The organism is Nitrosomonas marina (assembly GCF_900110145.1).
GTDB lineage: Bacteria > Pseudomonadota > Gammaproteobacteria > Burkholderiales > Nitrosomonadaceae > Nitrosomonas > Nitrosomonas marina.
In genome coordinates this window covers 1-24,975 of the sequence record NZ_FOCP01000026.1, presented here as the reverse complement: position 1 = coordinate 24,975, position 24,975 = coordinate 1, and the positions used below count along the sequence as shown (strand labels likewise).

23 protein-coding genes and 1 tRNA gene are annotated in these 24,975 nt (G+C 43.0%); 7 read left to right on the top strand and 17 right to left on the bottom strand.

What is annotated here, in order from left to right; translation table 11 throughout:
* Positions 1-142: 142 nt before the first annotated feature.
* The gene (locus BMX44_RS14160) at positions 143-517 is read right to left on the bottom strand and encodes a SpoIIAA family protein (protein ID WP_090634253.1); all 375 of its coding nucleotides are present in this window, start codon (positions 515-517) and stop codon (positions 143-145) included.
* Positions 518-541: 24 nt separating this feature from the next.
* Entirely contained in the window at positions 542-1,312 is a 771-nt protein-coding gene (locus tag BMX44_RS14155; protein ID WP_090634251.1) for a metallophosphoesterase, read from the bottom strand.
* A gap of 281 nt (positions 1,313-1,593) precedes the next feature.
* On the opposite strand from BMX44_RS14155, the gene BMX44_RS14150 reads away from it, so the two are divergent.
* Both BMX44_RS14150 and BMX44_RS14145 read left to right on the top strand, forming a co-directional pair.
* The gene (locus BMX44_RS14150) at positions 1,594-1,932 is read left to right on the top strand and encodes a helix-turn-helix domain-containing protein (RefSeq protein WP_090634281.1); all 339 of its coding nucleotides are present in this window, start codon (positions 1,594-1,596) and stop codon (positions 1,930-1,932) included.
* Positions 1,922-3,184, top strand: coding sequence for a type II toxin-antitoxin system HipA family toxin (locus tag BMX44_RS14145; RefSeq protein WP_245738949.1), 1,263 nt, complete (start codon positions 1,922-1,924; stop codon positions 3,182-3,184). Before BMX44_RS14150 ends, BMX44_RS14145 begins: the two co-directional genes overlap by 11 nt.
* Positions 3,185-3,310: 126 nt before the next feature.
* On the opposite strand, the gene BMX44_RS14140 is transcribed toward BMX44_RS14145, so the two are convergent.
* From BMX44_RS14140 to BMX44_RS14110, 7 genes are all read right to left on the bottom strand, one after another.
* Positions 3,311-4,249: a hypothetical protein gene (locus BMX44_RS14140; protein WP_090634248.1), complete on the bottom strand. Its 939-nt coding sequence runs from the start codon at positions 4,247-4,249 to the stop codon at positions 3,311-3,313.
* Between the two features lie 140 nt (positions 4,250-4,389).
* Positions 4,390-5,700: a relaxase/mobilization nuclease domain-containing protein gene (locus BMX44_RS14135; protein WP_090634246.1), complete on the bottom strand. Its 1,311-nt coding sequence runs from the start codon at positions 5,698-5,700 to the stop codon at positions 4,390-4,392.
* Between the two features lies 1 nt (position 5,701).
* A complete protein-coding gene (locus tag BMX44_RS14130; protein ID WP_090634244.1) occupies positions 5,702-6,091 on the bottom strand; it encodes a plasmid mobilization protein in 390 nt (129 codons plus the stop codon).
* A 581-nt stretch (positions 6,092-6,672) separates the two neighbouring features.
* Positions 6,673-7,617, bottom strand: a complete 945-nt coding sequence (locus tag BMX44_RS14125; protein WP_090634242.1) for a GNAT family N-acetyltransferase — start codon at positions 7,615-7,617, stop codon at positions 6,673-6,675.
* On the bottom strand, positions 7,614-8,573 hold the full coding sequence (locus BMX44_RS14120) for a polysaccharide deacetylase family protein (protein ID WP_090634240.1): 960 nt from the start codon (positions 8,571-8,573) through the stop codon (positions 7,614-7,616). Before BMX44_RS14120 ends, BMX44_RS14125 begins: the two co-directional genes overlap by 4 nt.
* A gap of 12 nt (positions 8,574-8,585) precedes the next feature.
* A complete protein-coding gene (locus BMX44_RS14115) occupies positions 8,586-9,005 on the bottom strand; it encodes a CopD family protein (protein ID WP_090634238.1) in 420 nt (139 codons plus the stop codon).
* A gap of 200 nt (positions 9,006-9,205) precedes the next feature.
* Entirely contained in the window at positions 9,206-9,415 is a 210-nt protein-coding gene (locus BMX44_RS14110; protein WP_090634236.1) for a dodecin, read from the bottom strand.
* Between the two features lie 544 nt (positions 9,416-9,959).
* Here BMX44_RS14110 and BMX44_RS14105 point away from each other — a divergent pair.
* The gene (locus BMX44_RS14105; protein WP_090634233.1) at positions 9,960-10,499 is read left to right on the top strand and encodes an ATP-dependent zinc protease family protein; all 540 of its coding nucleotides are present in this window, start codon (positions 9,960-9,962) and stop codon (positions 10,497-10,499) included.
* A gap of 57 nt (positions 10,500-10,556) precedes the next feature.
* Here the strand turns inward: BMX44_RS14105 and BMX44_RS14100 are convergent, their stop codons facing one another.
* The 8 genes from BMX44_RS14100 to BMX44_RS14065 all read right to left on the bottom strand — a co-directional run bounded on the left by BMX44_RS14100 (position 10,557) and on the right by BMX44_RS14065 (position 20,912).
* On the bottom strand, positions 10,557-14,057 hold the full coding sequence (locus BMX44_RS14100; RefSeq protein WP_245738948.1) for an FAD-dependent oxidoreductase: 3,501 nt from the start codon (positions 14,055-14,057) through the stop codon (positions 10,557-10,559).
* Positions 14,058-14,278: 221 nt separating this feature from the next.
* Positions 14,279-15,559, bottom strand: a complete 1,281-nt coding sequence (cysN, locus tag BMX44_RS14095) for a sulfate adenylyltransferase subunit CysN (protein ID WP_090634229.1) — start codon at positions 15,557-15,559, stop codon at positions 14,279-14,281.
* 133 nt (positions 15,560-15,692) lie between these two features.
* The gene (gene cysD, locus BMX44_RS14090; protein WP_090634228.1) at positions 15,693-16,598 is read right to left on the bottom strand and encodes a sulfate adenylyltransferase subunit CysD; all 906 of its coding nucleotides are present in this window, start codon (positions 16,596-16,598) and stop codon (positions 15,693-15,695) included.
* A gap of 97 nt (positions 16,599-16,695) precedes the next feature.
* A complete protein-coding gene (locus BMX44_RS14085; protein ID WP_090634279.1) occupies positions 16,696-17,394 on the bottom strand; it encodes a phosphoadenylyl-sulfate reductase in 699 nt (232 codons plus the stop codon).
* Between the two features lie 2 nt (positions 17,395-17,396).
* Entirely contained in the window at positions 17,397-17,948 is a 552-nt protein-coding gene (locus BMX44_RS14080) for a DUF934 domain-containing protein (RefSeq protein WP_090634225.1), read from the bottom strand.
* 5 nt (positions 17,949-17,953) lie between these two features.
* Entirely contained in the window at positions 17,954-19,702 is a 1,749-nt protein-coding gene (locus BMX44_RS14075; protein ID WP_090634223.1) for a nitrite/sulfite reductase, read from the bottom strand.
* Between the two features lie 118 nt (positions 19,703-19,820).
* Positions 19,821-20,051, bottom strand: coding sequence for a hypothetical protein (locus tag BMX44_RS14070; protein ID WP_090634221.1), 231 nt, complete (start codon positions 20,049-20,051; stop codon positions 19,821-19,823).
* A gap of 81 nt (positions 20,052-20,132) precedes the next feature.
* On the bottom strand, positions 20,133-20,912 hold the full coding sequence (locus BMX44_RS14065; protein ID WP_090634219.1) for a sulfite exporter TauE/SafE family protein: 780 nt from the start codon (positions 20,910-20,912) through the stop codon (positions 20,133-20,135).
* Between the two features lie 128 nt (positions 20,913-21,040).
* On the opposite strand from BMX44_RS14065, the gene cysB reads away from it, so the two are divergent.
* The 4 genes from cysB (at position 21,041) to BMX44_RS14045 (ending at position 24,779) form a co-directional block, all read left to right on the top strand.
* A complete protein-coding gene (gene cysB, locus BMX44_RS14060) occupies positions 21,041-21,970 on the top strand; it encodes an HTH-type transcriptional regulator CysB (protein WP_090634217.1) in 930 nt (309 codons plus the stop codon).
* 105 nt (positions 21,971-22,075) lie between these two features.
* Entirely contained in the window at positions 22,076-23,305 is a 1,230-nt protein-coding gene (locus BMX44_RS14055; RefSeq protein ID WP_090634215.1) for an aspartate kinase, read from the top strand.
* Between the two features lie 88 nt (positions 23,306-23,393).
* Positions 23,394-23,486, top strand: a tRNA-Ser gene (locus BMX44_RS14050).
* A 135-nt stretch (positions 23,487-23,621) separates the two neighbouring features.
* Positions 23,622-24,779: a tyrosine-type recombinase/integrase gene (locus BMX44_RS14045; protein WP_090634213.1), complete on the top strand. Its 1,158-nt coding sequence runs from the start codon at positions 23,622-23,624 to the stop codon at positions 24,777-24,779.
* Positions 24,780-24,975 lie beyond the last annotated feature (196 nt).

The following is a 24,975-nucleotide window of genomic DNA, read 5'->3' as shown; positions in this document are numbered from 1 at the left end:
CGGTGAATTTCAGCATGTGTAGAGCGAGCTGAACTTGTCAAAGGGCAAAATTCGCGCCACCGAAACCCGTCGGCTTTCGGCGGCTGTTTATAATGTTACAGGATGGCCTGGTCACTGAAATCGTGCAAGGCGGCGCTGAATATTATTCAGCGCCTCTTGTCCACGCTTCCGCTTTGTCGCGTTCACTCAAATCAAAGTAGCGAACTTTGGCCAACGTAAAAACCTTACAGAAATAGGCCAAGCCTTTTTCCCAGGTTTTATCGCCAACAAGCGCCAAACGTTCGATATCATTAAAATGCCGCACGCCAAACTTGGTATCTTCCCAGGCTGCTCCTGCCGTCCAACCATGAAAATCAACCAGCTCCACGAGCATATTGACTTTGCCATATCGCTCAATCTGCTGGTCAATCTCCGGCACGAAAATATCGTAATCCTCTTTTTCCAGCTTGCCTGTAATCGTGAGGTGAACGAATTTTCCTTCCTCTACAAGCTCAATGCCCTTGAATGTAATCGTCATTGTTCTCTCCTTTTGGTCGCCATTTTAAATATTTATCAGCTTACCTTTTTCATCAAAGCCTGCGCAATCGAACCCACCGAAAAAACTGGGATAGCCAAGCTGGTTTGAAATAATCCGCGTGTTGCCGATCATTTGATCATCACATTCATGCGTATGTCCATAAATCCAAAGAGCTGGCTGGTATTTCTTGATAATCTCCAGCATGTCCAGCGAGGTAAAAGCCGGTGTTAAAGGGCTACCTGTGAATTTTGTATGAGGGTTCATCACGGGCGCATGATGGCTGATGACCACACGCGGCCCGGTCAGATCAGTCTCTAACCATTTCAGGAGTTCCTTGACGTACCGGCCATGAAGTGGGAGCGTATCCGCAGGCTTAAAGGGTGAAGAATCTGGGTTTTTGATCAATTTGAAATCATTGACCTGGTACTCGGCAATCCTCATGGCCTGTTCATTACCGCCATCAAAGTCCGTCCACATCGTACCACCGAAAAAATGAATGCCATCTATGCTGATAGACTCATCACGCAGAAACGTTACATTCGGATGGTTAGTGGAAAGCCATTTTTTGAAAGCGTCTTCTTCTCTGTCTTTTGGTGTTCGGGTGTAATATTCGTGGTTGCCTGCAATATACAGCACAGGCTTTTCCCAGCCTGTAAGAAACTCGGTTAGTGGAAAATAATCCTGAAACGTGATGATATCACCGGCCAAAATCATTAAATCAGCGTCAATATTTTCCGGCATTTTCCAGCCGGATTTAAATTCCAGATGCAAATCACTGTAGCTGATAATTTTCATTGCTCTTTGCCTTCATAGGATTGCTGGATAAGCATTCATTCAAATATAAAAGTTAGTTTTATAATTTATAAAAGCAGATTTCTTGCGGCTTTAGAATTTTGGCTGTGTCGACAATCATTCTCCGAGGCACAAGTTATGATCTACATATGAACCATAATATTATACTGCGATCTATATATAGCCCATAATTATCTTGACGGAATGCTCGGTTTTTGATAGTTTGGCTCATATGAGGATCATAAAAAGTGTTTATGATTTATATATGGATCAAAGATAAAAAAATGCCAAAGTCTATTACACGAACCTACTCAAGATATACCCGTGAAGCATGCTCGCTCCTTAGCGGGCTAATCCGCGCCGCCCGTAAAGAACACAAACTAACCGCGCAGGAGGTCGCAGACCGCGCAGGAATTTCCAGAGGGTTGCTGCAACGTATCGAGAAAGGTGATCTTAAATGCGAAATTGGTGTGGTGTTCGAAGTCGCCATCATCGTCGGTGTTAAGTTATTCGATACTGATGAATCCACCCTACGCAAGCATATCCGCCAAACTGAGGACAAGTTGGCGCTGTTGCCGAAATCTGTACGCAAAAAAACCAAAGTAGTCCATGATGAATTCTAACAGCGATAAAGAGGCCTATGTCTGGATATGGTTGCCGGGTAAAACTGAGCCCGTTGTGGCGGGTCGACTTGAGGTCGATAACGGTCACATTCTGTTCAACTACGGCAAAAGCTATCTGGAACGGGTGCGCGATAAAAAGCCGACAATTGCAATTTATGAGCCGGAGTTACCCTTGAAGCCCGGCGTATTGCCATTGGCAAAAGGCCTGAGTATGCCCGGTTGTATTCGGGACGCTGCGCCCGATGCCTGGGGGCGACGCGTGATTATCAACAAAAAACTGGGCCTTAAAGGTGCGGGCACAGATACAGCTGAGTTGGATGAACTCACCTATCTGTTGGAATCCGGCTCTGATCGTATCGGCGCACTGGATTTTCAGCGCTCACCAACCGAATATGTGCCCCGTTTTGCGAACAACGTCAGCATGGAAGAATTGATTGAATCTGCCGAGCGTGTTGAAAAAGGCGTGCCACTTACGCCGGAACTGGATCAGGCACTTTTTCATGGCAGTTCAATCGGTGGCGCACGTCCCAAAGCTTTAATCCGGCACCAAGGTAAAAAATACATTGCCAAATTTTCTTCGAGCACCGATCTCTACAGTGTAGTCAAAGCCGAATACATCGCCATGCGTTTAGCCGCGTTGGCTGGATTGAACGTTGCCCCTGTAAAGCTGATCAAGGCCGCCAATAAAGATGTGCTGTTGATCGAGCGTTTTGACAGAGAACAAAAAGCGCAAGACTGGTCACGCAAAGTCATGGTTTCTGCGCTGACATTACTGGGTCTTGACGACATGATGGCGCGTTACGCCAGCTACGAAACCCTAGCGGAAATCATCCGCCACCGTTTTACCAATCCCAGAACTACCCTTGAGGAACTGTTTTCCCGGCTGGTTTTTAATATTCTTTGCGGCAATACAGACGATCATGCGCGGAACCATGCCGCATTCTGGGACGGTAAAACGCTCTCCCTGACACCAGCCTATGATATCTGCCCGCAAGGCCGTACCGGCAACGAAGCCTCACAAGCCATGCTCATATCCGGCAACAATAATTTGAGTCAGCTCAAAACTTGCTTAGCAACCGCTCATAATTTCCTGCTGTCTGAAACCCAGGCACATGAAATTTTTGAGAAATTAACTGCTGCAATAGAGCAACACTGGAATAGTGTATGTGAGGAAGCCAAACTCAGCGAAGTTGATAAGAAACTGCTCTGGGGACGACAGTTTTTGAATCCTTTTTCAACATCTGTATCCTGAAGTAGTAAGTTTTATATTTCAGGAACATGCTCCATAGAGCCTTTGTTGCTGGAGCGGAAAAAGTAGCGCCACTTAAAAGTGTGAACTCTTAGCGGCAACAATTAATGCTCCAAATACATAATTTACCTACTGTACAGGTAACCGCATAATGGATCGGGGCTGTTGTAGATTTGGGGCGGTCGTAGACAAGTCCTCACCATTCATAATCGAATTTTCTTTATTCATTTGTTGTTTTGCCGCATCTTCTATATACGAAACTATATCTTCACCACGTCTATGCTCTGCATAATAAGGTGGATTTATTTGTAATGCATTGTCTTTATTGCTCGCATAATTAAATTCGGCTAGCAATGCGTGGAATTCGCTAAAAGGATTTGATTCTTTTTCCCTTCTACTCTCAGCAGAATTTATCTCATAATCTGATAGGTGAGATGCATTTATAAAAAATTGATGCGCATAATGGTCTTTAAATGGGCTCTTCTCTGGATCGTATGATAATTGTCCATTTGCGGCGATAACCTCTTCATTGCTATAACCTTGGAGATTAGATAGATGTAGCATCCCTCCAATATGAACAATATAGGCCTCTGAATTCTCTTGTGCGGTCTCGATAATGTTCTTATGTTGTGCATAATTACGTAGTTCAGAGGAATTATCATATTCTTGAAAAGAAGGGTGCAAACCTAGGGTATCAGAAGCAACCATTCGTATATTATTATCGAGCGCATATTTTATAGTATGCGCCATTGGCCTATCTTGAAGGTGGTTTGGAATACCTTGTGAAATACCTCGTATAGCATGCTTCAAAGTTTCTTCATCCATTTCCACACTAAGTATTACATTATCAGAACCGACGATGTTCTTTGCAGCACTCAGAGCCGATATGTGTGCGTATAAAGCTTGTCTGGCCGGTTCCATATCCTTAAATTCGAATGGGTCTACATGTTCTTCTCCGATTATGACCAACGTGTTTTGTCCATCGGATGTCGGCTTGCGATTTAACATTTCGCCATAAATTACATCGTATGTTTTTTGAGCATATTCGCGTGCAGGATCACCAGACATTTATTTCCCCATTTCAAATCAATAACTTTAATAATGTCTATGTTTATGTATAACAAGAAATTAAGAAAAATAACAGAAAAAATGTAATGATAGTAGATTGTTAAGAGGATAGTATTGTTTTCATATCACTTTGATACGTCTCAAATTTCAGGCTCATGCCCCATGGAATCTTTGTTGCTGATTGTTTGCTGTGATCGTAGGGTTTCCTGTTCATACAGTTCTTTAATTTCTTCCTGGCGCTTTATGTTTTTATATTGCTGATCCATATCACGGAAGAAATCTTGGCGCTCTTCATTCTGCTCATTGCGTAATTGCTGGAATTGATCCTGGAGTTTTCTTCGTTCAGCAAGTTGATTGGAAACAAGGGCTTCCTTCTCATTTTGATCGCGCATGTGATTTTTTTGCGTTTCTTTCTCGTTTCGGGCGTGGGTTCTTTGGTGCGAGCCGGTTAATCTGTCCCAAATCCCTTTAAAACCCTTTCGTAATCTAGCGGAGCGTTCCAACTCCTCAGATTGCCAGCGTTTTTCATGTGCTATTCTTTGGCTTTCACGCGCTTTGCGGTGGCGCTGTACCATGGCGTTGCGCGCATGGATAAGCGGCTCCATTTCCTGCTTATGCTTGAGTTTCAGCTCGTCATTGAACCTTTTAAATTGCTTTGTTAAATCGCTGGATATCGTGTTTTTAGTTTCTTCAACAGATGGCAGCATTTCAGCTTTACCAAGCTTTTTTGAAAGCTCAGTTTTCTTGATGCCAATTTGCCGGGATAGGGAGTAAACCTCTCCATGCAGGTCTACGGCAACATAGCCACGTCTATCACCTTTGGCTAGGTAATAGCCTCTGTCCTGCAAGGCACGCTCAAAAGATTTACGGTTATCAGAAATCGCCCAGCTATCCTGCAAAGCCGATTTAATGTCTTTTGGGTTTTGCCCGGTACGTAACGCTTGTTGCCATTCTTGTCTCGTGTAATTGAGCGGGTTTTTTAGGTTTTGATCGATATACCCTTTGGGCATATCCCAGTCGTTTTCTAAATAAAGCTGCTTGGAAACATCCATGAGCTTGCGCTTGAAATGGGCCATGTGAACGGCTTTCATTTCATCGGTATCAATGCGTGACCAGACACAATGGGCATGCCGCCGTCCTTCCTTTTCATGAAAGACAACGACACGCGGTTGGTCTTCAAGCCCCAGCTTACTTTCTATCCGATCCAGCGCATTTTCAAATTTATCAACGGATACATCCTCATTTTCCGGCGGATTGAGACTGACCGAGAATAAGAACTTGCTACATCGCGTTCCACGGCTCATGGCATAGGCCTCATGCAAAGCACCATCTAGATTATTGGATGTAAATCCACGTACTTCATGCACTTCTACATGTTCATTCTCTTCTGTTTTAAGCAGGTGTGCCGCCAATTGTCGTGAGCCACCCCGCTGTGATGCTTTCAGGATCATGCTATTCTGCTTTCAAACCGAGTGCCTGTATCAACTGGCGGCGCATCCAGAGAATAATATTGTAGGCCTCATTAAGGCGTTTTTCTGTATCGGGATTAACCGGTAATGAACCAGTATTGGCAGCCTTTGCAAGTTGGTTGATGTTGTTGGGGATGCGGGATTGTCCCAACACCCCTATGAGCCTTGCAAGTGCCTGCTCATCCTTCACAGGGGAGCGACCCTTGGTTCTGCGGATTGAAACATTCTCCTTGAACAGGCAGGAACGTATAAATTCGCTCAAGGAAATACCATGAGCCATACGTTCCAATTTCTGCCGTTCTTCTTGCGTGAAGCGGATGGAATACGGAGATAGGGGCTTATTTCCGTTAAAATCATCTTTATAGCTTGTCATTTTCTACACCATCTAGAAATTGACTGACCACAAAACCATGACAAAAATAATAGCAATACCAATAGGTTAAGAAGCTAATTTTTGTTCAGTCAGTCCGATTGCCGTAAAAAGCAGGACAAGCTGGTTGCGTACTCCCGCAACCATTTTATCCTGCCTAGATAGGACAAGCGGGCTGCAAGCCCCCGCAACCAACCTGTCGATTCTGTTCTTCAAACTGAATATTTGAGAGCAAAATCACAGAGTCACCTGATCAAAGCAAAAGTTATCAGTACTTTGACCGACAGTTTTGCCACATCACTTTAAAATCGTTATCCGGTTCTGGTGGTTTTTGATTATAGCTATTTTCCATCCACACTTCATCTACAACATTGCTACTCGTTACGATCTAGTATCCACTCCCAATCGAATTGATTTATCAAGTTTATGTCGCTGGACTACAAGCCAGGCCATTCGGGATTTTTATATTTGTTCAACCAACTGATATAGCTGTTTTATACCTGACGTAATAAGGCATATTTTACACGTTGGATTACTGGCCAGTAATCGAAAACTATCAATAAAATCTAATAAAATATTGACATTTATCCAGACCTGAATCGGATAATGTTCTTAATTTTAGCTTTGAGTCCCAGTTTATCAAGAATTTTCCCAAGATTTTTAGAAAAAGCTTCGGTCATCATGTGGCATCGAACCCAGAAGCGCATTGAAATTGTGTTCTTGAGAAGAAAAATATTACCGCACAATATACTGCCAGTAGAAAACAGTTGTTTATGTTCGGAATTACCCTCTGTAAAATCAAAAAATCGAAATTTTGATTCACGAAATAAATCTTCAAAAACAAACCAATGCAAAATTGTACCAACCGACCATTCTTTATAATCAGGGTCAAATCCAAGATACTGATACAACATCACTTCGTTATGAGCCGGACAAAACATATAGGCTACCGGAGTATTGCCATTCCACAATAGATACCCACGAGCTTGATCCATTTGCGCTTTATCTATTATTTCCTGACGAAACAAATCATTATCTGGTAAGCCGGCATCAAGCAGCTTTTCCTGATATGTTTTTTGAGACAGGGGTCTGGCCAATTGATAGAATGTGCACAATTCATCTACGCTTTTATACACTTCGAAGTGCATGGACTGATTACAGTAGTCATTAAATTTTCTTGTTTTCCGTCTTATTGTAGAACGGGTTTTTGAAGAAAATTTATTTTTATATTCTTCGAACGGCAAAGACAAATCAATGTAGCATCGATCGAACTGAGCCGGAATATAACAAATGAGCCCGTCTTTAACAGATTGCTTCGGCTGTTTATCTGCAAGTGGCTGCGATCTCAGCAAAAACCCATGTTCATCATTCTCAAGCTCAAAAGGCGGCATCCATTTTTCAGCAGCAGGAGTACTTGGGTCAATTACTTCAAATTGTTTCACTCTGAGTCGTAACGTTTTTACAAAAAGCGTTATATCACTCAGCATATATTTCAAAGAAACATTTTGCGACAGCCACTGATTATTCATGCATATTTACTCCACACCTGTTCTAACATGCGTTGGCCTGTTCTCCACAGCGGTGAAATTAAAGGGGTTGGCTGTTTTTCAAATACCGTACCTTGGAAATCGTTATAATCACACGTTTTGAAACAATCCTTATTTTTCTCGAGAAATTCGCACAGTTGTATAAATCGTTGAATTACAGTCTTATCTGGACGTTCGAATGATCGATGCAGCAGCTCGAAATTATGAGACAGGATCGTGAAGTTTTGCCAGCCCTGTTCAAGAGCCTTCCATAATAACCCTTCCAGTTCTTTGAAAGAACAAGCGCATAATTGAGTGTGACGCAAGTGGCCTGGTCTATCGAAATAAACTGTCATAGGCACTTCGTAAATATTTTTGTAATGAACCGCTTCAGTGACTACGGTACCAGGCAGAAAATTGCTTTCTGGTCCCATAAAGCTTGCATTGTAGCTACTGTCCACTGCAATGTCATTGGCAATCAAAGCGTCTAAAGTATCGACATTAAAACCAAAACTGCCAGCACGGAATGCTCGAATTTGTTCTACACCTGATTCTTTAAGCCACTGTTTTCCCAAAGTTATCAGCCGGGTTTGCTCCTCCAGTGTGAAATAACGCAAAAACTGCCGTTTTTGTGTAACGGATGGAAAAATTGGCTGTCTGGCTTCGTCGATCCATTCGGTATGCAAATGCAGCTCTACTGTCTGATTGGCTTCTTTGATAAGATTGACGATTTCCTCAAGCGGGTCGCGGCCGAATCTGCAGCTGAACATAGGTTCAACAAAAAATACACCTTTTAATCCATGGTCATTTAATATTTTGAGCTTATACGGCAAGCCAAAATCACCATCAGGGGTATGCCCATAAATATATTGTTTGAAAGCTTTGGGAAATTTACTATCAAGATCCTGCCAGCCACCACACCAGATTTCAACGTCAACCGTAAAATAAACGTTCAACATACCAGACAGTACTTAAAATAGTGTCGGTTTAAAAACTACTAACATTACAACGGCAAACAATACTAGAACAGGAAATTCGTTAAACCAGCGAAAAAAAACATGTCCATGTAGATTATTATCTAGTTTGAATGCTTTGACATATCGACCGCAATAATAATGGTAGACTACTAATAGCAGAACCAGCGCAAGCTTTAGATAAAGCCAGTTTCCAGAAAAGCCGTAACCAAGCCATAACCATACTCCAAAGACAATCGTCAATATTGCACCTGGCGTCATAATTCCGTAATAAAGCTTGCGTTCCATGATTTTAAAACGCTCTTTTCCGGTAGCATCTTCACACATTGCGTGATAAACAAAGAGTCGCGGCAAATAAAACAACCCGGCAAACCAGGTGACCATGAAAATAATATGAAAGGACTTTATCCAGAGCATAACGAGAAATAAATTTATTAATTCTAACGAATATTTTGATTTGATTTGTTTAATCGACGAGAATAGCGTCTAACCTCTCAGACAATCCCTATAATATGAGGGGAATTAATATACTGGTCTTTTTTTGTCATTTAAACCGAGAAAGCTGTCCTGACCGCTGAACTTAATACGATGGATTCTTGCAGAGCACAAATTGATCACTATTCAATCAATGTAAAACCAACTTTTATCGTAACCTGCCAGTGTTTAATAGCTCCCTGTTCTATATGACCGCGTGTCTCAACAACTTCAAACCATCGCATATCTTTGACAGTCTTGGCTGCGCGGGTAATTGCATTTTCGATTGCTCCTTGCATACTGGTCGAAGATGAACCGGTTAATTCCATGATTTTATATATATGGTCTGACATTTAAAGTTCCTCACAAGTCTGTTTTACAAACTGGCATCAGCTTTTAGACAGTAGTATATCTGCAAAAAGATATTAATAAACACAAGCTGGACAAAAGTATACAGAATTTATTTCCTCAATAAAGCAGTTTAAATATAAATCTGGTTTTCCTTAAAACCGATAACAAATTCATTAAGAACATCATACCGAGGCAAGGAGGTTACTATCAAACAATTTACAAAATTGATGTGGTCTCAAAATCGAATGTTTCGTTGCATCGAATCACATCTTCATGTATTTTAGAAAATGGATTTATTTGAAAACAGATTTAATTAACTTGTGTTTTTTGTTTTCCATACAAAAAATACTTCACAAAATGAATATGTTGGCGAATTGCTGCTAGTAATTAAAGCGGAATAAGCGAGAGTTTGTATTCGTATTCATGCCAGAATTAAAAGTCCACTCAAAGCTTAAAAAAAACTAATCGGTAATTTTTTATCAGGAAAAAAATATCTTTTCACAAATAAATTAGCAAACAGAAGAGTCTGATTCACTAAAACTTATTATGAAAACACAAACAAACAGGTTCTGTTATTTTAATGTTATTTTGAGTATTATCGTTTTATCACTGATTCCAACGACAACTATGGCTAGCAGCAAATCAGTCTATGGATATCTTGAACCGGTTACATTGACATCAGACGATATCACCCTGACGGCCAAGTTGGATACAGGTGCAGAAACTGCTTCCATATCGGCACAAGATATACAAATATATGAAAAGGATGGAAAAGAGTATGTAAAGTTTAAACTTTCCCATCCGGAATTGGATCAAACACTGCGTTATGATTTGCCAATTATCCGTCATGCAAAGATAAAAAAACGCGCTTCCGAGGGACAAAAGGCCGAAACGCATCACTCTCGCCCCGTTGTCAACATGCAAATCAGTTTCGATGGCCAATTACATAATATTATGGTTAACCTCATCGATCGATCTCATTTTTCTACCCCTATGCTGCTTGGGAGGCGTGCACTTGAAAAAGTCGGCGCTATTGTTGACAGCACTGTAAAAAATACGCTTCTAACAAAAAATGACGATTTTTAAACGTTTAATGGCGGGGCATTTTTTTGCCCCGCAGCTCAACATCGGTATAAATTTCAGTTAGTTCTTTTCCAAGCAACGGTCTATCCAACGGCTGGTCATTTTTTCCTGAACACTGTTTTGACGCAAGCGTGATGCCAGACTAGAAAAATCAACCTGATCAAGAGGCTGATCCTGATTAAAACAGGAAAAAACATAGGTTATTTCGCCAGTTTCAGGATCTTTGTGTGGCTGCAGGCACTGCGCACATATTTCCTTCATCATGCATTGCATGGGCGAATTAATCGAGCCAATTGCAAAATGATCAGCTTTTAAATATGGTTTTAGCTGTTTATACCGTGCTGCACCAACAGCAGCCATCATTCTGTCGGAGCCAATTGCGATAATACGGTCAACATCCATCAGTGGTACCGATTGCTCTCCAAACTGACCGCTGCCATATGCAACCATCGCTTCAACAATATTACCTACGAAATGCTTATCGCCTGGTCGGGTTGCTTCAAACCCCGGCTCTTCATCGCAACACCAGACGACAGTGTCAGCGGCCGCTTCGATTTCAGCCACTTTATACCGGTCAACAATTTTTTTATATCCGGCAAAATACAACACTTTGGAACCTGCCGCACGTGCCGCGGCACCAATAGAAAACAGCACTGCATTACCCAATCCGCCACCGACAAGCACTACCGTCTCACCCGGTTCGATTTCAGTCGGCGTACCAGTCGGTCCCATCAATATTACGGGATCACCTGGTCTCAGTGAAGCACATAAATTAGCTGAGCCACCCATCTCCAGCGCAATCAAAGATACCAGTCCTCTTTTGATATCTACTGAGGCCCCCGTTAATGCAATTCCCTCCATTGCCAGTCGCGTTTCCCCGGAAATGGGAGCAAGCATTCCATAATTCTGAAAGCGATAAAACTGCCCTGGACGAAAGCGACTGGCAGCTAAAGGAGCGTACACAACAACTTCGATGATATTCGGAGTCAACCTCTCAACTTTGTGTACCATTGGACGGAGCTGGTTATTAAATTCCGCGAAAAACTTTTCGGATGTTTTGTTCGAAGAAACAGCTATCTGATCCAATACTCTGCTAACAATTGGATAGCCCTGCTTAGCGCTCGACATCGCCTTGACTACATTGCCTGAGTAAGAAGGATGCAAGTCACCAAAAAAACTGATAAAACGTCCGTCATCGGGACCTTTGTAATGGCCCAACAAAACCGATGCGCCTGATTTTGGATTACCATATTCAGGTGCCACGATATTGCCCATTTCGTCGCACGAGGCAAAATAACGGCCATCCAATTTATAGATGTCTGCATCTTCCCGGGCCAGTACCGTATTAGGTTGCGTACCGGCGGCAACCAGTAATGCATGTGCTGGTAATTCAACTTCACCAACAGTTTTCCATTGCCCATCTTCGCCGCGCTTTTGTATGGCAAATTGTACTGACTGCACATGTTCCCATTGGTTGACATTGATGCGTATCGGAGTCAATCCCTCGGCAAACGTGATCCCTTCTTCAAGTGCTTTTTCAACTTCTTCATGGTTTAGCGTATAAGAAGGACTGTCAACCAGCCGTTTACGGTAAGCAATTGTTGCACCACCCCATGATTGCAATAAAGAAAGAATGTCAGGTTCACGTCCTTCTCGATTCGCCGCTTCACGTTCGGCGCGAATGGCACGACCGTGTTGTAAGAATTCCTCTGAAATTTCTGTTTCTTCGGTGTCCCATGCTTCTCGCAATGCTTCATCCCCGTGAACTGCGCATAAGATTTCATATCGTTGCAGAAATTTTTCAACTTGTACCGGATAGTAAGCCAGCGCTTCTGTCGCCGTATCGATTGCGGTAAGACCGCCCCCGATTACAATAACCGGTAGCCTCAATTGCATATTGGCAATTGAGTCGCTCTGGGATGCGCCACTCAATTGAAGCGCCATTAAAAAATCTGATGCCGCACGTACGCCACGGGCCAATCCATTTGGCAGATTCAATATAGTTGGTTTTCCAGCGCCCGCCGCCAAAGCAATATGATCAAAACCCATTGAAAAGGCATCATCTGTTGTCAAGGTTCCCCCAAAACGAACTCCTCCGAATAAAGCAAATTGACTCCGTCTCTCAAGAAGCAGGCGTATCAGTTTTAGAAAATTCTTGTTCCAACGCACAGTAATACCATATTCTGCCACCCCACCAAATCCGATCGGAATGCGCTCATCGAGATTTTCTTCCAGTATGCTTGCATCCTGGATGGCATGAAACGGAACACGCTCTCCACGCATATTGACACCGGAGATATGCTCCGGCAGCGGCTCTATTTTCAGGCCATCAATTCCAACAACGGTATGTCCATCATTCATCAAGTGATGCGCCAGGGTATATCCTGCCGGACCCATGCCTACGACCAGTACTTTTTTTCCTGTCGCAGCCCTAGGCACAGGACGCTGCAGATTTAATGGATTCCAGCGTGTCAACAGACTATATATCTCGTAACCCCATGGTAATGCCAGCACGTCTTTCAAAGTGCGTGTTTCAGCTTGTGGAATATCGACCGGGTCCTGTTTCTGATAAATACAGGATTTCATACAATCGTTACATATCCTGTGTCCGGTTCCAGCGCACATCGGATTATCCAGCACAATCATAGCCAAACTGCCGATAGCGACACCTTGTGATTTAAGCTTGTGAAATTCCGAAATACGTTCTTCAAGCGGACAACCGGCCAGCAGCGCGCCCAGCTCACTTTTTTTGAAAGCCGGTCTTTCATCGGGTGATTTGGCTTTCTCCTTCAGTCCTTTCGAGCATGAATCCTTGCCCTGTTCATGGCACCAGATGCAATAATTGGTTTCATCCAGCGCCCCTGCCAGATCAGTACCCTCATCAGTCAATGCAAAACCGTTTCTTTGCCTTAAATGATTGAGCTTATGTAGTGGAAATCCCTGCGTGTCATCAGTTTCTAGCGATATTAAATTCTGAAAATCTAGCTTGGCTGGTGACTTGAATAAAATACCAGCATGTGTGTGCGCTTGACCTTCAGTGGTTCTTAATGCCCACGCCGCATAGTGCAGCGCTAATTTAAGTCGCTCGGCATGATCCACTTCATTTTCCATCCATCGCGCCACGTTTTTCGCAAAAACCAATTCTGAGAACGGTTCACCAAATTCAGCTTCCAACGCTTTCTCTAACGCCAATCCATCAATAACAGCTAATTCTTCGGCACTAACTTTTCCTTTGGCGCGACGCTGTACAAACTGCCGTTTGCAAAAATAGAGCGGCGCCAGTTCATGGTGTTTTGCAGCGAGCGATTTTACTTCACCTTCTATATTAAATAACCGTGCAATATAATCTTCCAGCCATGGCGCAATTTCAATCAATAAAGCCGATTCATCCTTAGGTTGTAGAGAATCAGGCGCTTTACGGGCATCTAGCAGCTTCTCACACAGTGCCGCGTTACCCTCACGCAAATAATTTATAAATGCATTATCAATCTTGAGCAAACCTTCCCGCGAATATAGATCGGAAATGATAATGTCCAATTGAAAATTAGGCGTTGTATCCATTGTCTTTGTGTGGGGTGCTAAATCAGAAGTTCTCATAAAATAGTAAATTCAAACTTAATTTCTAAATAAATAATCAGTCAATACAGGCAGGCAAATTTCAGATTGAATGAATTGAAAATGATAATTCGCACCGCAAGTGCAGTTACAAAACGAAACATCAAGAGGGTGTGCCATTTGCGCGACTGTTACTATTATGCGCAAAAATTTTTATTTCACTATGGTCAAACTGGAGTGCATATCATGCCTGCACCAACCGTATTGTTGCTGCTTTCATCAATCACGATAAAACAACCAGTTGCACGATTTCTCTGATAGTCATCACAAACGAGTGGCTGTTGGACTTTAATATTCACATGAGCAATGTCATTCATGGTTAGCTTGTCAGACGATTCTTGATTCATCGTATTCACATCGACTCGATAATCAATTCGATTCACAACTGCCTTGACAACACGTGTCGTATGTTTGATCAGATACTTTCTGGCAGGGTCAAGAGGTTGTTCTGAGAGCCAGCACAACATCGCATCGAAAGCTTTGGAAACTTGAGGCAAGTCACCTGTTTTGACCATAACATCACCACGTGAAATATCCAGATGATCCTCTATTGTTAGCGTAACTGACTGCGGCGCTTCAGCCTGAGCAACAGTTCCTTCATACAGCACGATTTCTTTTACCCGTGAATTCAATCCGGACGGTAACACCGTAATGGCGTCACCGACTTGTATAGCGCCTGATTCAATCCGGCCCATATAGCCTCTGAAGTCATGCAACTTTTCAGTATGAGGCCGGCAAACCCACTGTACGGGAAAACGAAAATCTTCTTTGTTTACATCATGACTGATAGAAATGTTTTCCAGTAAATCCATCAGTGTTGTACCTTTGTACCAGTTTAGTCGATCACCGCGTTCGACAACCATATCCCCATTAAGCGCAGATATCGGGATAAAATCGACATGATGCAAATTTAATCTTTCAGCAAATGCAGAAAAGTCTCTGCAAATTCCATCAAATACTGACTGCGAGTAATCAACAAGATCCATCTTGTTCACCGCCACAACCAGATGAGGAATGCCGACCAGGCTGGCAAGATAGGCATGGCGCCGTGACTGTGTCAATACACCTTTGCGCGCATCAATCAAAATAACAGCCAGATTGGCAGTTGAAGCGCCGGTCACCATATTACGGGTATATTGTTCATGGCCGGGTGTGTCGGCAATAATAAATTTCCGCTTGGGAGTGGCAAAATAGCGGTAGGCAACGTCGATAGTGATGCCCTGTTCACGTTCTGCCTGCAGCCCGTCAGTCAGCAGGGACAAATCGACACCTTCCATGCCACGCTTGCGCGTAGTACTTGTAATAGAGCTGAGCTGGTCTTCAAAAATTGATTTGGAATCGTGAAGCAGCCGTCCGATTAAAGTGCTTTTCCCATCATCCACACTGCCAGCAGTAATAAAACGTAATAATTCGGTCTGTTCTAGCGGAATTTTTTCAATTGCAGACATTGATATCCTTTCTGGAATTTTTTCCACCGCACTGAAACAAAATTTTTGTGCTGTATTATCGGAAAAGTTTAAACTGACCTGTTGCGGTGTTTATTCAGTCAATAGAAACCGTTCCACGAGCAAGCTGGGGTTGTTAAAAGTACCCCTCTTTTTTACGTAACTCCATGGATGCATCGGAAGTCTGGTCATCCATTCTCGTAGCACCTCGTTCTGTAATACGCGTCATGGCGGTTTCAGCAATAATTGCTTCCACCGTTGCGGCATTCGACGCAACCGGGCAGGTACAGCTCATATCCCCGACTGTGCGAAACCGGACAGTCAGTTTTTCGCTGCGTTCGTCCACATCAGGCTGTACAAGGCGAGAAACCGGCAACAACCCGGAATCGCGCCGGATAACTTCGCGTTCATGCGCAAAATAAATAGACGGCACCTCCAAATTTTCACGCAAAATATATTCCCATACATCCAATTCGGTCCAGTTGCTTATCGGGAATACGCGAATATTTTCGCCTGAATGAGTTCGCGTATTATACAAATCCCATAACTCAGGACGCTGGTTCTTGGGATCCCACTGACCGAATTCATCACGAAAAGAAAAAATACGTTCCTTGGCTCTGGCCTTTTCTTCATCACGACGTGCACCACCGATACATGCATCAAACTTGAATTCAGCGATTGCGTCCAGCAGCGTAACCGATTGAAATGCGTTGCGGCTTTGTGTTTCCGAACGCAAAATAACCCTGCCTTTTTTGATAGAGTCTTCCATGCTGCGGACAATCAAACGCTCCCCCAGTTCTTTGGCGCGATGATCGCGAAACTCAATTACTTCAGGGAAATTGTGCTCTGTATCAATATGCATCAAAGGAAACGGAAAACGGCAGGGTCTAAAAGCCTTTTCAGCCAATCTAAGCAATACAATCGAATCCTTTCCGCCCGAAAACAACAACACGGGGTTAGCACATTCGGCAGCCACTTCTCGCATGATATGGATTGATTCACTCTCCAATGCATCAAGATGGGCAAATGGGCGATTACTCATATATTTTCTCTCTACTATCTAAAATCTACTACACAGATATTATCTGCAGATAAACAATAACGTTATAATGAATTTGAATTATCAAACGACGTGAGCGTTACTTGAGTGGAATAACATTATTGGTATGCAAACCGCATTCCTTGTTATCTGGCGCTTCCCACCACCATCTTCCTGAGCGTATATCTTCACCTGGTGTAATCGCACGTGTACAAGGTGCACAGCCGATACTCGGGTAAAAGTGATCATGCAACTTGTTATAGGGTACTTCGTATTTTCGGAGATAGGCCCACACATCATCTGTCGTCCATTCGAGTAAAGGATTCACTTTTTGCAAACGGTTGCTGATATCGTATGCCGAAACCTTCAGATCGACTCGTGTGGTGGCCTGCTCCCTTCGAATACCGGTGACCCACGCTCGTTTGCCTACCAGAGCACGACGCAATGGCTCAACCTTTCGAATATTACAACATGCCTTGCGCAACTCAACATTTTGGTAAAATCCATTTACACCGTTTTTTGCTACATATGCTTCGACCTGCTTAACATTTGGAAAATAAATTCTCAAAGGTGTTTGAAATCGATCGCGAACTGTTTGCATCAAGTCGTACGTTTCCTGAGGCAGCCGTCCGGTATCCAGACTGAACATTTCAATTTCCAGTTTGTACCGGTCGATCAAATCAGTGAGCACCATATCTTCAGCGCCCAGGCTATTGGCAAAGGCAACTGGTGCATAATCTTGCACCACACTCCCCAGTACTGTTACAACCTGTTCAATTTTTTGCGTCAAATCAACCATTTTCAATGATTTCTGTCGTTAAGTGCCTCAACAGACATTTTTCCTTTACGATGTGCGCGCTTGAACAAAGGCAATTTCTGATTAACGGATGACTGGTAGACCTCTGAAAATACCTCAAATCCTTTCACTGCTTCGTGAATATCTCGGTCCGGTCGTGTTGCAAATGCATCAAAGCCGACACGTCGCATATAAAATAACTGATCGCGCAATACATCCCCTATTGCGCGCAACTCACCAGAATAACCCAATCGTGCTCTTAAATTGTAGGCTATAGAATAACCGCGTCCATCCGAAAATACCGGAAAATCAACCGCAATTACTGGAAAACCCTGTACGTCATTTTTCAGATCTTCTGGTCGTTCTTCACTGGAAAACAAGACACCAATTTCACCTTGTTGCTGTCTAGGCAACAACCGTTCTCGTTGTGCATGCCACACTTTAAGTGGCACAATTACTTTCCCCTCCGGTACAGTAATTGCGTCAGCTGTATTCTGCTCATTTGAACGCAGAACCTGCCATTCGTCCTCAACAATCATGTTGTTCTTAATAATCATAACCTTCAAAACCTTGGAGAATAAAAAGGAATATCGTACTGAGCGGGAATTAAAGATTTTTCATCAGACACATCGGCCATCGGTTCTTCCTCGAATTCAGCTGCATAAACATATTCTTTAAACGGTTGATGACCGATTCTTCGTACGGTTTCTATGAAGCGCTCATTCTCGTCAGTGCGCTCACGTAAATAAACGTGGAGAATCCGGTCAATTGCTTCAGGTACTTGATGAAATTTAAAGGAAGGACCCAGAATTTTCCCTATTGAGCAGTCGTTACCTTCTGCACCGCCAATAGCTATCTGATACCATTCCTCGTGATTTTTCTTTTCAACACCTGTTATACCAATGTTTCCGATATGATTTTGACCGCAAGCGTTCATGCAACCGGATATATTCAGTGTAATCTCTCCGATATCATGCTGAAAGTCTATGCTCTCAAAGCGCTCTGCAATTGATTTAGCCAACGGGATCGAACGGGCATTGGCCAATGTGCAAAATTCCGCTCCCGGACAACTGATAATATCCGTTAATAATCCGATATTGGGTGAAGCCAGTTCAAGTCTCGCCAGTTGTTGCCATAATTCAACCAGATCCGACTGTTTCACATCGGCAAACACGATATTCTGCTGGTGTGTAACGCGCATTTCACCGAAGCTATAGCGATCTGCCAAATCAGCAATGGCATCAATTTGTCCGTCAGTTGCATCACCGGGGGCTTCCCCTGGTTTTTTTAGAGACAATACAACAACAGCGTAACCTTGTTTCTTATGCGGTTTTACATTGCTGAGTAACCAGTTAGAGAATTGCCGATTATCTGCCTTAAATTCACTCAGTTTGGAATCGTGTTCCGGCAATACCTCATAATTCGGACCAGTGAAAAAACTGGAAACGCGTTCAACCTCTTCAATCGTCAACGTACCAGGTCCATCTTTGATTTCCGTCCAGTCTTCTTCGACGAGTCGTCTGAATTCATCAATACCAAGCGCTTTCACGAGAATTTTGATGCGCGCTTTAAATTTGTTATCACGACGGCCAAACTGGTTGTATATGCGCAGGATTGACTCAACATAAGTCAGAATGTGCTGCCACGGTACAAATTCACAAATCTCACTTCCAACTATTGGCGTGCGTCCGAGCCCACCACCAACAAACACACGAAAACCTGTTGCGCCCTGTGAGTCTTTTGTAATGGACAGACCAATATCGTGAGCCTGTATAGCGGCCCGATCCTGTTGTGCGCCGCTAACGGCGATTTTAAATTTGCGCGGTAAATAAGCGAATTCAGGATGAAAGGTGCTCCACTGTCGTAAAATCTCGGCATAGGGACGAGGATCGACGATTTCGTCCTGTGCAACACCGGCAAATTCATCTGAAGTAATATTTCTGATGCAATTGCCAGATGTCTGAATAGCGTGCATTTGAACAGACGCCAAATCAGCCAGTACATCCGGGACATCTTCCAACTTGAGCCAATTGAACTGAATATTCTGGCGCGTTGTGAAGTGACCGTACCCACGGTCGTACTTGCGCGCAATATGGGCAAGCATGCGCATTTGCCTTGAAGAGATCAGGCCATAGGGTATGGCGATACGCAGCATATAGCCGTGAACCTGCATATATAAACCATTTTGCAGCCTTAACGGCAAAAATTCTGTTTCTGTTAATTCGTTTGCCAAGCGTCTGCGCACCTGATCGCGAAACTGCGCGACTCGCTCATCTACCATTGTCTGATCGTATTTATCGTAACAATACATCTTCAATCCCTCCGTTCGTCCGTTTCGCTCAATCTCGATGTTTTTTTAGAATCACTGCCCAAAGTTTAAAAGTTTATTGAATGGAATGTTTTGCAGGTTCAGGCAATACAGTTTAATTTTAAGACTCCGCCTTGGTGTAATCTTTGGAAACAGGCAATAACATTGCAGCTTCCAATGGAAACTTGGCGCCATATTTCATAATATGATCCACATCATCGTCTTCATCATGCCTTAATGCCATTCCGATATAGGCATAATCGCCCTGCTCTCCAACAACTATACCAATGCGCCCTCCACAACCATTGAACCAGGTCACCTGTTTTGGCTTATTTTCAACATTTGTACTCATAAAAATCTATTCCTTATTACTACATTCATGTTTTTATTTAATTATAAAACAATTAATTGCCGAATCGTGTTTTGACCAAAACTAAGCAACCAGCTTGATTCCAATAATAATCAGAATAGATGCCAGTACCGGCCTCAAGAAACGGTCTGGTATACGCTTGCTAACATGGCTGCCAAGGTAGATTCCTGGCAAAGAGCCTACCAGCAGGCTCACTAGTAAACTGTAATCAACAGAACCCATATAAGCGTGTCCCAACCCCGCGACCAGTGTCAATGGTACCGCGTGTGCTATATCGCTTCCTACCAGTGTTACCGCAGGCAGGCGCGGATATAACATGAATAGCACTACCATGCCCAACGCCCCCGCTCCAACTGATGAAATTGTCACAAGTATGCCCAGGGTTGCGCCTGTCATTACCGTAGCGGACACAATATGTCTATCCCGCCATTTTACCAAGAACCCAAAACGAGATCTTCCCAGTCTAGTTAATTGCTGACGAAACAGTAATGCCATCGCAGTCAGAATCAAAGCAAAACCGAGTGTGCTGGTTATCAGCTTTGAAAAAAATTCATGATCGACGCTGATTGCATTCAAAACGATCACTGTTCCAATAGCCGCCGGCACACTCCCCATGGCCAGTTGTCCAACCAGTTTCCAATGAACGGTTTTTTGTCTGCCATGTACCCAGGCACCACCCGTTTTTGTCAGAGCGGCATAAAGCAAATCAGTGCCCACTGCGATTGCCGGTTGAACTCCAAATACCATAATCAACAGCGGAGTCATCAAAGAACCGCCACCAACACCGGTAACGCCAACAATGAAACCGACTACGAGCCCCGATAACGTATAGCCCAATTCCATTTATATTTATTTCCTGTTCTTAATTTCTGGTTTTTGGGAAAGGCGGCATAATACCAAGTTCTTTATATAATTCAAAATAATATTATGTTACATTATTATAACTATTATTTACTAAGTATCGATTTTGTATGAAATTGCAGCAATTACGCTATTTGTGCGAGGTGGCAAACCATCAACTGAATCTGTCCAAGGCAGCGCACAAACTGCACACCTCGCAGCCGGCTATCAGCAAGCAGATTCAGCTGCTCGAAGCTGAACTGGGCCTACAGCTCTTTATACGTAATGGCAAACGTATTGTACAAATCACGCCGCCCGGGAATACTATTATTCAAATTGCTCGAAAGGTGCTGCAGGAGGCTGATAACCTGAAAAAGGCCGCTCAGGAATACACTCATGAGGATTCTGGTACGTTGACTATTGCAACAACGCATACGCAAGCGCGATACGTTCTACCGCCCGTAATCAAGCAGTTTACCGCTCTTCATCCAAAAGTTAGTTTGATTTTGCGCCAAGGTAGCCCAACTCAGATTTCAGCGCTGGTCACTTCGGGAGAAGCGGACATTGCGATAGCCACTGAAGCCATCGAACATTTTCATGAATTAATCATGTTGCCATGCTATCAATGGAATCGCTGTATCGTTGTACCGCCCGAACATCCGTTATTACAGGAAAAGAAACTGACACTCGAGGCTATTAGCCAATATCCCATTATCACATATGATTTTGCATTCACAGGGCGATCTAAAATAAACCAGGCATTTGAGAAAAAAGGACTAACACCCAATGTCGTACTGACTGCAATTGACTCAGATGTGATCAAAACATATGTAGAATTAGGTCTGGGCATCGGGATCCTGGCCAAAATGGCTTTTGATCCATTGCGCGACAAACATCTTGAAGCAATTGATGCAAGCCACCTGTTCGATAGCAGCACAACGCGCATTGGCATCAGCCGAAACAATTATCTGCAACGGTTTGTTTTCGATTTTATTGAAATGTTTGCGCCGCATTTGAATAGAACTGTCATTCTCGAAAAAATAAAACATAACTCTGTCTGACCGTGACCGCGTCAGTCACTACAAATTAGTAATTCAACGAAGAAAAGTGTAGAATCTTGCCTTTTTTTATTGGGGATTCATTACGAAAGAATGAATCGATAATCTGTGGCATTTTATGTTCAAAAATATGGTGGGACTTCTGTAGGAAGCACGGAGCGCATCAAGAATGTCGCCCGCAGGGTAGCAAGGTTTCATTCTCAGGGACATCAGGTCGTAGTGGTTGTTTCAGCCATGAGTGGCGAAACAAACAGACTGATTGCTTTAGCCAGAGGAGTTCAGAGTAACCCGGATCCGCGTGAGATGGACGTCATGGTATCCACTGGAGAACAGGTTTCAATTGCTTTATTGTCTATGGCATTAATGGCATTGAATGTCAAAGCAAAAAGCTATACCGGTTCGCAGGTAAGAATACTGACCGACAGCGCTTTTACCAAGGCACGTATTTTGAATATCGATCAGGATAAAATCCACGCAGATCTCAATAATGGCTATGTAGTCATAGTCGCCGGATTTCAGGGCGTAGATCAATATGGCAACATTACAACACTGGGACGCGGCGGGTCGGATACCACGGGTGTCGCGCTTGCTGCCGCATTGAAGGCAGATGAATGCCAGATTTATACCGATGTAGACGGCATCTACACAACTGATCCACGCGTTGTTCCAGAGGCCAGGCGACTTGATCGCATTACTTTTGAGGAGATGCTGGAAATGGCCAGCCTCGGCTCAAAAGTTTTGCAACTTCGCTCGGTTGAGTTTGCCGGGAAATATAAAGTCAAGCTGAGAGTTTTATCCAGTTTTGAAGAAGAAGGACCAGGTACACTGATTACTTTTGAGGAAAACGAACAAATGGAGCAGCCAGTAATTTCCGGCATCGCATTCAACCGGGATGAAGCAAAAATAACCGTTTTAGGCGTTCCCGATCATCCTGGTATAGCCTATCAAATATTGGGACCAGTAGCAGATGCCAACATTGATGTAGATATGATTATTCAGAATGTCAGTCATGACGATCTGACTGATTTCTCATTTACCGTTCACCGAAACGACTTTAACAACACTATGAGCATCATTCGTGAAAAAATCCAGCCGCATATAGGTGCCCGTGATGTTATCGGAGGCGACAGGATTGCAAAAGTTTCCGTCGTTGGCGTAGGAATGCGATCACACGCAGGCATCGCCAGTAAGATGTTTCGCGTTTTGGCGGAGGAAGGAATCAATATCCAGATGATTGCCACTTCTGAGATAAAAGTTTCAGTTGTCGTTGATGAAAAATATATGGAACTTGCCGTGCGCGTATTACATAAGGCATTTGGCCTGGAACAAGTGCTGTAATTTCTATACAATAGCACACCAGCAAGATTAACTTGCTTGCTGCAGTGCATCATCAACACACCCGTTAATACATTGTATTGTCTTAATCGGAGAGATGGCCGAGTGGTCGAAGGCGCTCCCCTGCTAAGGGAGTATAGGCGCAAAACGCTTATCGAGGGTTCGAATCCCTCTCTCTCCGCCAACATATTGTCCACAAATATCCAATAATATTTAAATATTGTTATAAAACAATAAAATAATATTTATTCTTGTCCAGCAATGTCTTATAAAATATACTGTCATCCATCATTTTGGGAAAGACGAATGGCAAGACGAAGTGGCAAGGGAAGTCAAAAAGCTAAAAGCAATCCAGATTAATACACTACCGAAAGGTACATACTCCGACGGTGGCAATCTATTATTGCGTGTGCGTGAATCAGGCTCAAGAAGTTGGGTATTCCGATATAAGCATGACGGACGTGCAACCGAAATCGGTTTAGGATCAACTTACAACAGATCATTAGCCGAAGCACGTGAAATTGCAAGCGATATGCGTCGAGCAATTTCTCGAGGCCACTCTCCTAAAGAAATTTTACAAAAAGAAAAGCCAAATAAAACATTTTCTGAGTACGCTCTCGAGTGTATTGAATATAAAAAACCTGGATGGCGAAATAAAAAACATGCCAGTCAATGGACAAACACCTTAAGGCAATACGCATTTCCGTTTATTGGTAATAAACCTATAACAGATATTGGCATTAATGATCTCAAAGCAGTGCTTAATCCTATTTGGCAAGGTAAGACGGAAACGGCATCACGGGTAAGACAGCGAATTGAAGTTGTGATTGATTATGCATTGCTTCATGAAGGCATTGATAAAAGCAACCCCGCTCGATGGAAAGGATGCTTAGATCATATTTTTGCTGCCCCAAAGAAAGTAACGCCTGTTAAACATTTTAATGCTATTCCATATGCTCAATTGTCAGAAATAATGAAGGCATTGCGTGTTAAAACCAGCATGAGTGCATATTGCGTTAGATGGATAATACTGACAGCTTGTAGAAGCTCAGAAGCACGACAAATGACATGGCATGAAGTTGATCTTGCTTCCAAAATATGGACAATTCCATCTGAAAGAATGAAATCAAGCCGTAAACATCGTGTGCCACTAAACGATGAATGCACCGAGATACTTAGCATGCTGAATCAATTTAAACCAGAAAACTATGGCCTTGTGTTTGTAAAAGCACTCAGCGATGTTGCAGTTAGCAAAACTCTCAAAAATGTTTCCTATTCCGAAGCTACTGTACATGGGTTACGCAGTTCTTTCCGAGATTGGTGTGGAGATAAAACAAATTTTTCAAGGGAAGTATGTGAAGCAGCACTCGCTCATGTCATCCCGAATCAAACAGAAGCAGCTTACATGAGAAGTGATTTGTTCGAAAAGCGATGTGAATTAATGGCTGAGTGGGGAAAATATCTAGATCAAATTTAAATTAATAATCTGTTTCAGTTGAGAATGTACGGAAAAATATTAGAACAAAATAAAATATATTTGAATATATGCTTTTTCCTAAAATATAGAATGTCGGTTAACGACCCAGACTGTGTGAAAACTCAAAATCTGTGTTTTTGTAGCTGAACTTGCAATCATAGCGGCGTATAAAAATAATCTAAGCGGTTAGAACCAG

Coding starts and splice junctions, on each gene's coding strand:
- BMX44_RS14160 (WP_090634253.1), bottom strand. CDS start 517: ATGACGATTACATTCAAGGGCATTGAGCTTGTAGAGGAAGGAAAATTC.
- BMX44_RS14155 (WP_090634251.1), bottom strand. CDS start 1,312: ATGAAAATTATCAGCTACAGTGATTTGCATCTGGAATTTAAATCCGGC.
- BMX44_RS14150 (WP_090634281.1), top strand. CDS start 1,594: ATGCCAAAGTCTATTACACGAACCTACTCAAGATATACCCGTGAAGCA.
- BMX44_RS14145 (WP_245738949.1), top strand. CDS start 1,922: ATGAATTCTAACAGCGATAAAGAGGCCTATGTCTGGATATGGTTGCCG.
- BMX44_RS14140 (WP_090634248.1), bottom strand. CDS start 4,249: ATGTCTGGTGATCCTGCACGCGAATATGCTCAAAAAACATACGATGTA.
- BMX44_RS14135 (WP_090634246.1), bottom strand. CDS start 5,700: ATGATCCTGAAAGCATCACAGCGGGGTGGCTCACGACAATTGGCGGCA.
- BMX44_RS14130 (WP_090634244.1), bottom strand. CDS start 6,091: ATGACAAGCTATAAAGATGATTTTAACGGAAATAAGCCCCTATCTCCG.
- BMX44_RS14125 (WP_090634242.1), bottom strand. CDS start 7,617: ATGAATAATCAGTGGCTGTCGCAAAATGTTTCTTTGAAATATATGCTG.
- BMX44_RS14120 (WP_090634240.1), bottom strand. CDS start 8,573: ATGTTGAACGTTTATTTTACGGTTGACGTTGAAATCTGGTGTGGTGGC.
- BMX44_RS14115 (WP_090634238.1), bottom strand. CDS start 9,005: ATGCTCTGGATAAAGTCCTTTCATATTATTTTCATGGTCACCTGGTTT.
- BMX44_RS14110 (WP_090634236.1), bottom strand. CDS start 9,415: ATGTCAGACCATATATATAAAATCATGGAATTAACCGGTTCATCTTCG.
- BMX44_RS14105 (WP_090634233.1), top strand. CDS start 9,960: ATGAAAACACAAACAAACAGGTTCTGTTATTTTAATGTTATTTTGAGT.
- BMX44_RS14100 (WP_245738948.1), bottom strand. CDS start 14,057: ATGGATACAACGCCTAATTTTCAATTGGACATTATCATTTCCGATCTA.
- cysN (WP_090634229.1), bottom strand. CDS start 15,559: ATGTCTGCAATTGAAAAAATTCCGCTAGAACAGACCGAATTATTACGT.
- cysD (WP_090634228.1), bottom strand. CDS start 16,598: ATGAGTAATCGCCCATTTGCCCATCTTGATGCATTGGAGAGTGAATCA.
- BMX44_RS14085 (WP_090634279.1), bottom strand. CDS start 17,394: ATGGTTGATTTGACGCAAAAAATTGAACAGGTTGTAACAGTACTGGGG.
- BMX44_RS14080 (WP_090634225.1), bottom strand. CDS start 17,948: ATGATTATTAAGAACAACATGATTGTTGAGGACGAATGGCAGGTTCTG.
- BMX44_RS14075 (WP_090634223.1), bottom strand. CDS start 19,702: ATGTATTGTTACGATAAATACGATCAGACAATGGTAGATGAGCGAGTC.
- BMX44_RS14070 (WP_090634221.1), bottom strand. CDS start 20,051: ATGAGTACAAATGTTGAAAATAAGCCAAAACAGGTGACCTGGTTCAAT.
- BMX44_RS14065 (WP_090634219.1), bottom strand. CDS start 20,912: ATGGAATTGGGCTATACGTTATCGGGGCTCGTAGTCGGTTTCATTGTT.
- cysB (WP_090634217.1), top strand. CDS start 21,041: ATGAAATTGCAGCAATTACGCTATTTGTGCGAGGTGGCAAACCATCAA.